The sequence below is a fragment of the Dyadobacter linearis genome (genome assembly GCF_907165045.1).
GTDB classification, from domain to species: Bacteria; Bacteroidota; Bacteroidia; order Cytophagales; family Spirosomataceae; genus Dyadobacter; species Dyadobacter linearis.
Genome location: NZ_CAJRAU010000005.1, coordinates 430,563 through 443,725, shown reverse-complemented (window position 1 = coordinate 443,725; position 13,163 = coordinate 430,563). Strand labels below are relative to the sequence as shown.

At 46.9% G+C, this 13,163-nt stretch carries 9 protein-coding genes; 4 read left to right on the top strand and 5 right to left on the bottom strand.

Annotation, left to right across the window (positions count from 1 at the left end; genetic code table 11):
• Positions 1-30: 30 nt before the first annotated feature.
• The 4 genes from mnmD to KOD92_RS18920 all read left to right on the top strand — a co-directional run bounded on the left by mnmD (position 31) and on the right by KOD92_RS18920 (position 5,643).
• Complete coding sequence (gene mnmD, locus KOD92_RS18935; RefSeq protein ID WP_215235149.1) at positions 31-687, top strand: tRNA (5-methylaminomethyl-2-thiouridine)(34)-methyltransferase MnmD; 657 nt, start codon at positions 31-33, stop codon at positions 685-687.
• A 14-nt stretch (positions 688-701) separates the two neighbouring features.
• Entirely contained in the window at positions 702-1,286 is a 585-nt protein-coding gene (gene lpcA, locus KOD92_RS18930) for a D-sedoheptulose 7-phosphate isomerase (RefSeq protein ID WP_215235148.1), read from the top strand.
• 55 nt (positions 1,287-1,341) lie between these two features.
• On the top strand, positions 1,342-1,785 hold the full coding sequence (locus tag KOD92_RS18925; RefSeq protein ID WP_215235147.1) for an NUDIX domain-containing protein: 444 nt from the start codon (positions 1,342-1,344) through the stop codon (positions 1,783-1,785).
• A gap of 81 nt (positions 1,786-1,866) precedes the next feature.
• Positions 1,867-5,643: an SNF2-related protein gene (locus KOD92_RS18920; RefSeq protein ID WP_215235146.1), complete on the top strand. Its 3,777-nt coding sequence runs from the start codon at positions 1,867-1,869 to the stop codon at positions 5,641-5,643.
• Positions 5,644-5,648: 5 nt separating this feature from the next.
• Here KOD92_RS18920 and KOD92_RS18915 read toward each other — a convergent pair whose 3' ends face one another.
• The 5 genes from KOD92_RS18915 to KOD92_RS18895 all read right to left on the bottom strand — a co-directional run bounded on the left by KOD92_RS18915 (position 5,649) and on the right by KOD92_RS18895 (position 13,117).
• Positions 5,649-5,960, bottom strand: a complete 312-nt coding sequence (locus KOD92_RS18915; RefSeq protein WP_215235145.1) for a hypothetical protein — start codon at positions 5,958-5,960, stop codon at positions 5,649-5,651.
• A 157-nt stretch (positions 5,961-6,117) separates the two neighbouring features.
• Positions 6,118-8,274 carry a DNA helicase RecQ gene (recQ, locus tag KOD92_RS18910; RefSeq protein ID WP_215235221.1) on the bottom strand — a complete coding sequence of 719 codons (2,157 nt, stop codon included), beginning with the start codon at positions 8,272-8,274 and terminating at the stop codon, positions 6,118-6,120.
• A 41-nt stretch (positions 8,275-8,315) separates the two neighbouring features.
• Positions 8,316-10,442 carry a ComEA family DNA-binding protein gene (locus KOD92_RS18905; protein ID WP_215235144.1) on the bottom strand — a complete coding sequence of 709 codons (2,127 nt, stop codon included), beginning with the start codon at positions 10,440-10,442 and terminating at the stop codon, positions 8,316-8,318.
• Between the two features lie 24 nt (positions 10,443-10,466).
• The gene (gene nadC / locus KOD92_RS18900; protein ID WP_215235143.1) at positions 10,467-11,330 is read right to left on the bottom strand and encodes a carboxylating nicotinate-nucleotide diphosphorylase; all 864 of its coding nucleotides are present in this window, start codon (positions 11,328-11,330) and stop codon (positions 10,467-10,469) included.
• A gap of 14 nt (positions 11,331-11,344) precedes the next feature.
• Positions 11,345-13,117, bottom strand: coding sequence for a capsule assembly Wzi family protein (locus tag KOD92_RS18895; RefSeq protein ID WP_215235142.1), 1,773 nt, complete (start codon positions 13,115-13,117; stop codon positions 11,345-11,347).
• Between the last annotated feature and the right edge of the window lie 46 nt (positions 13,118-13,163).

Below are 13,163 nucleotides of genomic sequence, written 5' to 3'. Positions count from 1 at the left end.
TTTTTAAGCCAAACAAAACACCTGGCTTATTTGGAAAGGCTTTTAGTCACTGAAGACGGTTCGCATTCTCTATACAGTTTACAGTTTGGCCAGCAGTACCATTCCTTGCAAGGTGCCCTCATGGAAGCGGAGCACATTTGTATCAACCTCGGCCTGCTTCCGATCCTGCAAGATTCCACAGTTCCTATACACGTTTTTGAAATGGGTTTCGGAACCGGTCTAAATGCTTTCCTTGCGTGGAAGCTGGCAGACAGGCTGCAAAAATTTGTTTTTTACACAACGATAGAGGCTTATCCGGTTTCCGAGACCGAGGCGCAATTGCTCAACTACGAACAGGAAACCGGCGAGAGCGGCTTTATGCGGCTGCACCAGGCCCCGTGGTCTGCGCCAACACATTTGTCCGATTTTTTTACAATAACCAAAGAAAGCACGCAGTTGCAGGATTTCCGCAGCGACGAGGTATTTGACGTGATCTTTTACGACGCTTTTGATCCCCGAGCCCAGCCGGAGTTATGGACTGCCGAAATATTTTCGCAAATAGCAGCCCAAACAAGGCAAGGCGGCGTATTGGTAACATATTCTTCCAAAGGAATTGTGAAACGCGCATTGCGGGCAGGCGGTTTTGAAGTACAAAGACACAAAGGACCAGGCCGGAAAACGCACGTTTTGAAAGCCATCAAACTTTAACAATCTTATTTATAATGGATTATAAGAGTATTATTAGTCAGGAATTGCAAGAAGCACAGGCTGTATTGGATCAGTTTCTGAATGATCCGGTACAAATTGAAAAGATAGAAAAAGGTGCCCGCTTAATGGCCGACGCAATTCTTGCAAATGGGAAAATAATCTCCTGCGGAAATGGCGGCTCACATTGTGACGCCATGCATTTTGCCGAGGAACTTACCGGCAGGTACCGCGATAATCGCCGCTCACTGCCAGCAATCGCTATTTCGGATGTAAGTCATTTGAGCTGCGTAAGTAATGATTTTGGGTACGATTTTGTGTTCTCACGGTTTATTGAAGGTTTGGGACAAGCCGGCGACGTGCTTTTTGGACTGAGTACGAGCGGAAATTCTACTAACATTATTAATGCAACCGAAGCGGCGAGAGCGAAGGGAATGAAAGTAATCATTATGTCAGGCAAAGATGGTGGCAAACTGGCCGGACTCGCCGACGTGGAGATCAGAGTCCCACATTTTGGCTACGCCGACAGAATTCAGGAAATACATATTAAGGTAATTCACATTTTCATGCTTTTGATTGAGAAAATGGTTTTGCAGGATTAACAAAATTTCCACCAACACTATATTAAATCACTCCGTTACTGACCCCTATTCCTGCATGAACGTACGTCCATCCGCAATTATAATCCGGGACAACTCGATATTAACACTTTGTTATTGTTACGGCCAGACAGAAGTATACGGTCTGCCCGGCGGCAATCCTGATCCGGGAGAAAGTTTGTCCGAGGCGCTGTTCCGGGAGCTCGAAGAAGAAATTCAGATCGAGGCAAACATAGGGGAAATGGTTTGCTGCGGCGAGGTAATATGGCCGCAGGTTAAGAAAGAAACGCTGCACATGGTGTTTGAAGCAACTATTTCTTCGGGCGAACCCAAATTAAATCCTGAACACACAACCGCACTCCGGATCGTATGGCTTCCAATCGATACACTGTCAGACAACCTGCTCTATCCCAATGTAGGCGAACAGATCACCAGCTTTTATAGGGACGAACTCGCCCGCCCGCACATTGGTGTAATACGACAGCCGTATATCGCCAGCTGAAATTAGCGGGATATCTCCTTTCGCGATTTCTATAAAACCTAAACATCCCGTACTTTTGCGTTTTCACAAGGTAGCGGGTAAATGGAAAACGAAAAGAAGGAGAAATTATCTAACTTCTTGTTAAAGCGAACAGAGAAGGACGTATTGTCAAGAGGGCGTTCCATTTATAGCAGTGGCGGCTTAAAAGTATCAAAGCTGGAATATAATGGTCCCGGGAATGCGGAGTTTAAGGTCAAAAGCGACTATTCGATCCACTTCTATCAGATCAATATCCGGGATTTTCTTACTCCCCAGATCATCACCGAATGTACTTGTCCTGACAAAGCGGGGCTCTGTAAACACAGGGTCGCGGCTATCCTGTATATCCTCGACAAAATGCCGACGATCAAGCAGGTAACTTACGACATGGCCGACTCGGTGATCGAGCTGGCCGAGCTTCGTGAATTCCAGCTTCGCAGCCTGGTTTTAGATGATACCTGGCGCAATAAAGAGGCTATTAAGGAAGTCGAAATTACGGCTGCACGGGAAGGAGAGGCGGAATGCGCAGTTACCGATCAGGAAACTATTTACCATACAAAATTTAGCAGGGTACCAAATACCAGGCAGATTCATACTTCCTGTACCTGCGGACAAAAACTTTGGGTGCCGCTATGCGAACATAAGCTTGCCGGCTTGCTCAAATTGCGGGAAGAGCTGGGAGAGAAAGCATTTGACGTAATGCGCGACCTGACAGCTGAAAAGAACAGCCTGCTCGCAGAATACGGATATTCACTACAAGATCAGTTTAAAGATAAATTTGATTTCCGGTTGGATGAAGACGGGGGCTTACAGCTGATCAAACTCGATCCGGCGATCCAGAAAATCGGCTCATACCAGAATTGGAAAGCTTTGAAGGAGCGGATTATCCCGCAGCAAAGCCTGTCATTTACAGTAGCCAATGCGGAAAACGCGCAGGACGAAGAGGACAGGGTTTCTATTTTTGTTTTTTGGTCAAAAGGAAGAAATCATCTGCTGGACGTTGGGTTCGGTGTTTTTTCTGTCAAATACAGTACTAAATCCGAGAAGCTCACGAGCATCCGCAATATAGCCGGCGGATCCAGCCACTATTATGCGGCCGACGAAATACCGGTACTGACCGAAGCCGATGCGCGTCTGGTAAGACTTGCAAAGCATTGGGAGGAAGGTTTGCAAAAATTCATCCGCAAGCAGGGCTGGGCTTACAATGCTTACCTGCATTTCGACGATGTAAGTAACAACCAGCGGATTGAGGCGCGGACTTATGTAGGAAAACAGATCAACCGGGTATTCAATGACCTTGATTCTGAGCGGGTTTACCTGGCAGACGGCGATTACGTGACCAGTAACAACCAGCTAACCCAGCTCGAACTTCACCGCGACCCGGTCAAACTCTTTTTTGTTCTGACTGAGGACAAAGAATTTATTACCCTTAATCCATATATCGAATTAAAACCCGGCGTTCCGATCGAACTTCAAAAGGTGATGTCGCTGGACAGCTTCTGGCTCGGGCTACACAATGAGAAAACGCTATTTCGCTGGGCCGGTGTAAATGAGGCCGAAATGGTCGTTTATCTGAGCCAGAACGGATTTAAGATCAGGGTTAAAAAGGAATTTGCAGATACCTTTCTTTCGGACTGGATTATTCCTGTGACCGAGCAGTTTGATGTTATTTTTCAAACCCGCCACCAGGTAACCACGCACCCGCTCACACTTAAAAAGCCGAATCTCTATCTCCGGGAGGATGATGCGAATTTGCTGATCGTCCCTGCCTACGTTTACGAAAACGAGACGGGCACTACCGAATATTTCCATGACCAGCGCCGCACCAGCAGCAGTTTCAGAGACAATGAGATTACAATGCTGGAAAGGGATCTGCTGGGAGAAAATGCGGTTTGGCAGTGGCTGAAATCCCTGCATCCTTCATTTGAACAACAAACTGGTCAGCCATTTTTCTACATTCCGTTCGATCAGGTAATGAAAGACGGTTGGCTCTTCAAGTTTGTGGAAGGTGCCAAAAAGAAGCAATACGATGTATTGGGCTTCAATGATCTTAAAAAAATGCGTTTCAATCCAAACCGTGGCTCCGTGAAAGTGAAAGCTTCTTCGGGTATCGACTGGTTTGATATGACCATTGAAATCACATTCGGCGATCAGAAAGTATCGCTTGCCGAGGTGAAAAAAGCCTTTTTGAAGAAACAAAATTATGTGCAGCTAAGCGACGGATCGCTGGGTATGCTGCCGGAAGAATGGATTGCTAAGCTGGAACCGATCATGCAGTTTGGCCGGGTCGATAATGACCAGATCCATTTATCCAAAATACACTTTTCGCTGATCGATGAAATGATCTCGGAGGTGGATAATGAAGAGGTTTTCAGGGAATTACAGGAAAAGAAAGAGAAGCTGCTGAACTTCAAGGAAATACCAAATGTACCGCTTCCGGGGAACATTCAGGCAACACTTCGCCAATACCAGGAAGAGGGTTATAAATGGATCCATTTCCTCGATGAATTCGGTTGGGGAGGTTGTTTGGCCGACGATATGGGGCTGGGGAAAACGTTGCAGATGCTGACCTTTCTTCAACAACAGAAAAACTTGAATCCAGCTAATACGAATCTTGTCGTAGTTCCTACTACACTGATATTCAACTGGCAGGCAGAGGCAGAGAAATTTACGCCCGACCTGAAATTGTATGTACACCGGGGAATGGCGAGGAAAAAAGAGATCGACTTTTTTCAGGAATACGACATTATCCTCACTACTTACGGTACCATGCGGAGTGACGTAGAGCTTCTCAGGAAGTTCGATTTTAATTACATCGTTCTTGATGAAGCGCAGGCTATTAAAAATCCGGACTCGCTCACTTCAAAAGCATCCCGCCTGCTTCGTGCCAAGAACCGGCTTACGATGACAGGTACCCCGGTTGAGAACAATACTTTTGATTTGTATTCACAATTCGAATTTCTGAATCCGGGAATGCTCGGTCACGCCGACTTTTTCAGAAGTGAATATGCGACACCGATCGATAAATATCAGGATAAGGAAAAAGCCGCTGAGCTGCGCAAGCTGGTGTATCCTTTTATGTTGAAAAGAACAAAAGAGGAGGTAGCAACCGATCTTCCCGACAAAACGGAAACTATTCTGTTCTGCGAAATGGGCCAGAAGCAGCGGAAGGTTTACGAGATTTTCAGGGAAAGATACCGGCAGGAAATCGCCGAAAAACTGGCAACGGAGGGTTTGAACAAAAGCAGTTTCCTGATTTTGGAAGCATTATTAAAGCTCAGACAAATCTGTGATTCTCCTTCTATCCTGTCAGGCGACGAAGATTTTGGAAATGAATCCGCGAAGCTGGAAGAGATCACGAGGGAGATCGAGGAGAATGCGTCGAATCACAAGATATTAATATTTAGTCAGTTCCTCGGAATGCTCGATCTGATACGCCAGCATCTCGAAAAAGTGAAAATTCCGTACGAGTACCTCGACGGGCAGACGGTGGACCGCGCAGGAAGGGTTAACCGTTTTCAAAGCGACCAGACTTGCCGGGTATTTTTGATGAGTTTGAAAGCTGGCGGCGTTGGTCTGAACCTAACGGAGGCCGACTACGTATACCTCGTTGATCCCTGGTGGAACCCGGCTGTCGAGCGGCAGGCAATTGACAGAACCCACCGTATCGGACAAACGCGGAAGGTGTTCGCTTATAAGATGATTTGCAAGGATACGATTGAGGAAAAAATCCTGTTGCTTCAGCAGAGAAAGCAGGACCTCGCGGAAGATCTGGTGGGGGGCGAATCCGGCTTTATCAAGAAGCTAAGCCAGGAAGATATTATGGGGCTTTTCAGTTAAGAATATTAGTAACTGGAAAGTGTATTGGCCGATGAAATGTCAAGTGATCTTTCGTCGGTCAGTTTAAAACCATTATTATAAGTGGTATCGCTGGAAACGAGTTCAAGCAGCTGTGCAGGATCGTATAAAGATTTATTTTCGCCAGATACATTTGGCTCGTTTTGAGTATATACTGGGACATCTAACTCACTCCTTTCAGGAATACTGTACATTTTTTCCACAGTTACACCCCGTACTGCTTTGTAACGTGCCTGCTTCTCGAAAACGCAAAGGATCAATAAAATAGAGGCAATGATTAGGATACGTTGATTTTTCATAGTTATGCGTAATATCTGGGATCTGGAAAAAGAGCCATATACGCTTGAAAGAGCAATTTTTGAGCCAAAAGGTTGTAATCGAAAAAATATTTGAAATAAATTTTTCTAAGTGGATTTTCAAAGAGCCAATATGAGTTATGTCCTATTCTGCTCACTGTTAAGAAAACCCATTTTTTTCACCCCATATTACTAATGCGAGCCGGATCTGGCCGTAGTCAAATCGCTCATTTAGCAACTCAAAAAGTGGTTTTAACGGATCGTTTTGCCGAACCTGCATTTCCTCCGCGGCCGCAATGATCGTGTCGTACGCGCGCTTGTCAATAAGGGATGGCAGGTCGATTTCATTTCCTTCTTCTTTCAGCCTAAGCAAATGGGATATAATGGTCGTGGTACTAAGGTTCCGCTGCTCGGCGATCGACTGTATGGTAGCGCCGGATTTGTATAGGGTAAGCGTTTCGATAAATGTCATTCCCGCAACCGCCTTCGTCCCCGGTTTGAAGTTTTCCCGCGCAAAATCCAGTATCTCATTGATAAAAGTCTCTCCGTAACGCCTGAACTTCTCAGCGCCCACGCCAGAAATCGATTTCATCTGCATTTCGGAAACGGGCTTTTTCTGCGCCATTTCCGAAATAGTGGCATCGCTGAAAACGACGTAAGGGGGTACACCGAGCGCGTCGGCAAGTTGCTTGCGTAATGTGCGCAGACGATCAAACAAAGCGTCGCGTACAACTTCTTTCTTTGGTTTTTCGCGAGGGGCCAGCTCTTCTTCCTTCGCTTTTCTTTCGTTCAAAGGAATAAATTTGACGAGCTCCACTTTTCGTTCGCCTTTCAATATCTGCCGGCTCACTGCATTCAGCTTGAAAGCGTGTGCTTCGTCGTAGGCAATATCCATGGCGCCCGAATTGAGAAGCTGCCCGATATATTCGGTCCATTCTTCACCTTTCAGCTCGCCGCCCACGCCGAAAGTCGGCAGCCGTTCGTAGCCGTGCTGCAACACATTCCTGTTTTTACTACCCCTCAAAATATCGATGAGCATCCCCATTGCTACTTTCTGATCGGTCCTGGCAATGCCCGACAGTGCTTTTTGCGCGATTACCGTGGCATCAAAACGGCTTCTCGGATTTTTACACACATCACAATTCCCGCAATCTTTGTCGAATGCATCATTGAAATAATTCAACAATACCCGCCGCCGGCAAATGTCCGTTTCCGCATATTGTTTCATCCGGTTCAGCTTCGCATGCAACAGCTCCTTCTGTTCTTCCGACTGATCCGAATTATTGATCATATCCTGTCGGGTCATAATATCCATGTAACTGTAAAACAGCACAGTATCCGCCGCCAGCCCGTCGCGCCCCGCCCGGCCTATTTCCTGGTAAAAACTTTCCACATTGGAAGGCAGATTGTAGTGGATCACCCAGCGCACATTCGATTTATCGATCCCCATTCCAAATGCGATCGTTGCGACAATTACTTGAAGATCGTCTCGTAGAAATGCCTCCTGCACTCGGGAGCGTTGCTCGGCCGGTAAACCAGCGTGATAATGTTCCGCTTTTAAGCCGGCTTTTTTCAAACTGGCCGCTACCGTTTCTGTACTTTTTCTGCTGAGACAGTAGATAATCCCCGCCTGATTCTGCCGCCTGGATATAAAGTCCTGTATTTGCTGAATGCGCTTTCGGCCTGGCAATACGTTCAGGCTCAGGTTAGGCCGGTCGAAGCTGGTTAAAAAGGTCTGTGCGGTTTCAATGCGTAATTGTTTGAGGATATCCCGGCGGGTAACCCTGTCTGCCGTCGCGGTTAATGCGATCACCGGGACTTGCGGAAAACGGATCTTTAATGAACTCAGCTGCCTGTATTCCGGCCGGAAATCGTGGCCCCACGAAGAAATGCAATGCGACTCGTCGATTGCAAAAAGTCCGACGTTCCATTCTTTTAAAAACTCGAATGTATTTCCGGAAAAAAGCCGCTCGGGAGCAATATATAGCAATTTGAGGTCGCCCGTTTTCGCGCGCCACATGATCCGGTCCTGCTCGGCGGATGATAATGTCGAGTTCAGATAAGCCGCTGAAACCCCATTGCCCAGCAGCGCCTCGACCTGGTCTTTCATCAACGCGATCAGAGGAGAAATTACGACCGTAAGCCCGTCTCTCAGGATTGCGGGAATCTGAAAACAGATCGATTTACCGCCGCCTGTCGGCATTAGTACAAAACAATCATTATCGGCCAAAACGGTGTCGATGATTTCCGCCTGGTGTTCCCTGAAACTGTCGTAACCGAAAAACTTCTTTAATGCTTCTTTTTTATCGAGGGCCATTTCCTGTTCTTTCAATGTTGTTGTGTTCAATATGTATAGTTTTAAAGCTGGTAAATCACCTGCATTTTGAGCTCGCTGCGTTTATTTCCTTTGATCTCATTCAGTCCCGAGCTGATCTTTTGCAAATCCTTGTACCGCGTTTGCGACCAGCGCGCCCATATTTTCATATTCCTGAAAACGTTGTATCTCAGCATCAGATAATGCCGCGTACCATTGTCGTAGTAAGCTGGAATTGAGAATGCGTAAAGCATATCCTTTTCGTAAACGTACTGGCGGCTGTCGTAATCGTCGGTATTAAACCAGGCAAACCGGGTGCTGAGTTCGATCTTGGGAAAATGCCAGGTGAGATCTTGCAAAATTGTTATCCCTTTCGACCGGGCGGCGTGTTTTTCACCTGAATCGCCCACCTGGCACCGCGTGCGAATCGCATAGCGCAGAGGTACTTCATATTCAAAATTAAGCATCGCAGTGCGACGAACCGAAGTTATGAGGCGATTCTGCTGCTCTTTATTTTCAGGATCATTCTTTTGTTTCTGCTTTTCGTGCATTAACCCGTACACATTCAGCCGCTTATTGGGTTTGAATAAAAAATGCAGATAATAGTCAAATCCTTTCGAAGGTGCATCCACCTGGTAACGCAGCCCGGGGAACCAAAACCGGTCGAAATACCCGCTCAGCTGCCAGCGCTTTCCGGGCATAAACCGTAACCCGCCATAAACCGCACTTTCGTTCGACGGCCGGGTTGCTTCACTGATCGGGTTACCATAGAATGTATGGAAATTCTTTGCATAATGTCGAAAAAGAAAGGTGGCGTCCCATTTCCTGCCAAAACTCCCGATACCGCCAGCTGTAATACCGGTACCTTTTCCGCCGGATAATGCGCCTTCTCCAAAAAAGTGATAGTTGTGCCAGCGGTAATCGCCGTGAATGCCAGCGATCAGATTTTGTTTTCCTGAGAATTCAAATTCATTATACAGCGCACCCCTTTTCCGGATCGGGGCTTCGTAGTAAGTATGCAGCGCCGTGATCCCGACCTGCCCTTTTTCGGATGGGAACTGATGCAGAAAATGTACGCCCGCATTTTGTTCCGAAAAGTTGTTATGTTTCTCATTTTCAGTAAGTGTGCGGTGGTAGCCGGTAAGGGGTAGCGAAGTCGCGAATATTTTTCCTTCAGCGCCCATATCCAGCGTCGCGTCCCTTTTTACTTTTGAATACATCATTGAAAAATCCGTTTTCTTGCCAATTCTGAGTGTCAATGCAGCACCGCGAAAGAAGTCGGCTTCCCCGGAAGAAGTGTAAGGTTTGAATCCCAATGTGCTGCGATAGGCTGTTTTAATTACTTCCGAACCTTTACCTAATGAAAAAACGGCGCCCATCACCATTCCCTGGCCGGTTTGCATTCGATAGTCACCGATGATCAGATTTTTTATCTTCCCCCGGTTCAGTAATTGTGCGTGAAAAGAAGTGAAATCGGTTCCGAGAATGTGCCTTTTCGGCTTCCAGGCCAGCCATTTTTCTCCCGCATCTTTTTCCAAAGTGACCCCGAAACTGTAATAGCCCGTCCGCGCGTTCCTGTATCTTAAAAATGCATTATATGGATTTCCGAGATATCTGGTAACAGCTTTTGAAGTAGAATCCAGGGGGGAAAATCCCTTTTGCGTTTCCAGTATCCTGCCTGAGCGTAATAGCAAAAAGTGCTGATTCGGGCTTTGTAATGCGTTTTTTAAAGAGACAGGTTTGGGATTTAAACAAATAAAAGGAAGTAACCGCTGGATGGTAGGCATATCAAAACCCGGCACTGCCTGCAATTCATAAAGGGAAATGAATGGGCCGAGTTGCTCCCGATATTGCAGCAAAGCGCGGATCTGTGCATCAGAAAGTATCAGGGTGCCAGACAGTTCATCGGCGGTAACTATATTGATATCGAGTGGATTGGCGTAAAGCTGTATCAGCGATTCGAAAAGCTCTGAGTAGTCAATATCCTCGGAAGGAACTGGGAAGAGGCTTGCTACAAACTGGTTAATATCAATATCCTGTCGCGGAGGCGCCTGAGCGAGGGTGATTTTTGGAGAAAAGAAAACAAATACTACGAGAAGGAAAAGCGCACGCGGGAGCAGCCAAAGGCTTTTTTTGTAAAAAGCGTATGCAAAATATCCTGTATGCTGCATACGCTTTCGGTATGGGGATAAGGGTTAGAAGGCTTTTAAACTTAAATCCAGGCTTCGCGCCTGGTGCGTCAATGCACCACTCGAAATCCCGTCTACGCCCGTTTCAGCCACGGCGCGCAACGTTTTTTCAGTGATATTACCCGAGGCTTCGGTCTCAAACCGGTCCCCGATCCTTTTAACAGCCTCCCGCAGATCGTCCAGCGAAAAGTTGTCAAGCATAATAATATCCACCTGGCCTACTCTCAGCACTTCTTCCACTTCTGCCAGATTCCTCGTTTCAATCTCAATTTTCAAGTCCCGGCCCGTTTCAGCCAGGTATTTGCGCGCATTGGTAATAGCCGCCTCGATACCACCGGCGTAATCGACGTGGTTGTCTTTCAGCATGATCATATCATACAAGCCCATTCTGTGGTTCACCGCGCCACCGATTTTCACCGCCATTTTCTCAAATAGCCTGAAATTCGGCGTCGTTTTGCGGGTATCCAGCAGTTTTACAGGCAGGTCGTCGATCAATGCAGACATTTGCCGCGCGTAAGTGGCAATGCCGCTCATCCGCTGCATGGTATTCAGCACCAGTCTTTCCGCTTTCAGGATCAGGCGCGCGCTTCCTTCCACAATAAAAACAATGTCTCCGCTTTTGACGTCGGTTCCGTCAAAAAGTAACACATCTATTTTCAGTGGGGGATCATTATAATAGGTAGCGGTCTCGTCGAAGATCAGCTGGGCAACCTCCACGCCCGCCAGGATACCATCCTGCTTCACGAGCAACTTCGCGCGTTTCACGGCATTTTCGGGTACACTTGAAAGGGACGAATGATCGCCGTCGCCAATATCTTCCAGCAATGCAAGCCGGATCAGATTGCGAAGTTCATGCGGATTAGTTTCCATGATGGTATTGATTATCAGAACGTTTGCTGGCGGTAAGCCATATTGTAGCGAATCGCGAATGTAAAAACATTGTACTTGGACGCAACCTTCACATCGTCCGATTTGATATTTCTGACCAGATAGCGCCCGTCGAGAAACAAATTGTGGGCGAGTGAATAGGATAGACGAAGGTCTGTGAATGCCGTGGAGGCCTTTATTCCCTGTCCGATCTTCTGTCCAAGCTCCCCGTCGCGGTTTACGCTGCGCTCGTCATAATTTTTAGAAATATCGCCCCCGAAGTTCATAGGAGGGCCGGAAGAAGGATCTTTTCCCTGCGTGGCCATCATAATTGTGCCATAAGCCGAGAGCCGCGGAGTTACTTTGTAGCGGATAATTCCCAGATATTCCCTGAAATTCGCGCCGAGCGGGTGGGCCAGTGACTGCCCGTAATGCATGTAATTTCGCCCGCCATCTTTGTGCGAATAGGTATATGGTCGCACCAAATTATATTCTGCCTGTAAGTCGAGATTAGGCACTCCGAAAGCGTCGACGTATTTACCGCCTAGCTGAAAGCTGTATTTGTTAGTCCAGGATCCGCTGCCGTTGAAGAGATATCTCGTCAAAAACTCATCCAAAACAAACTGGCTGTATATAGAAGCTTTCCTTCCAACTAACCACCGAAAATCAAATCCCAGCAATGCATTATCCTGGCTTCCGATATAGGATTCCACATATCTGTAAAAAATGATCGGGTTGAGATAGTTAAGATCATAGCCGCCGCCGACAGTATCCCTGTTGAATATTTCAGCTTCAAAAACCCCGAAGTTGATACGGTCAGTCAGGTTCACGCTCAGATGGTGAATAGCCGCGAACTTTTTATTTCTCAAACCTTCCGTAAATGAGTTCTCCCCGGCATTCATCATGCTGGTCCAGAGGTTGGTATAATGAAAGCGGCCGAGCTGGGTATCCAGCCTTAAAAACAAATAGGGGCTGCTGTTGTCCGAAAGGATCAGCGAACGGTAGCCGCTGCCAAAAGTGTTGTGATCGTGGCCAAAGCGGACATTAATGCTTTTCAACGGACGGAATGTAATGTATCCGCGCGCGGTTAGGAAATCCCGTCCATTATTGCGCGTTACCTTCGCCAAACCCTCGCCGGGGAAGCTATACTGAGGCGCAGAGTGATTCACATATCTTGGAAAGCGACCCTGATTATCAGCTACGTAAGTATAAAAACCCAGCTTTTCATTGATCATTCCCCTGATCTCTACGCCGCGGGTTGTGTACCATAAAGTAGAATCGGAAGGGGAAGCAAGATCGTTTCTGCGATCGTTTCCTATAAAATTGGTGGTAGTGAAGTTAAAATGCAGGTCCAGATCCTTATTATGAATGCTGTATAGATCAGCCGGATGCGCGAAAAATTTTCTTTTCTGGCCCGGAGGCGGAAGCTTAAACCAATGCAGCCTGGCCAGCTGATCGTATTTGGCCGAGTCGGTCGCGACCATTCCTTTTGTCCATTCCCAGCTGTCTTCCCGGAGGTAGTCGATCGTTTCCCAGTCGCGGTCGGTCAGGTTGATCGTTCCTTCTTTTAAAATGGAGTCAGTTAATGCAACAACTGCCTTTCTTTCAAACGGTTTCGTATTGTAATGCAGACCTTCTGAAAACTTGCCCCTTTTGATTTCGAGGCGGTCTATCAGGTGGTAGTAATCGTCGTTGAAGGGGATAAAAGAGCTCTGCGCGTGTCCGTAATATGGCAGGGATACCAGTATGATCAACAATGTTTTCAAATACCGGCTTATTCCTGGAACCATAGGCAAACAAAATCTACTGTTCACACAAATCGAGCTTTTGCGGAGA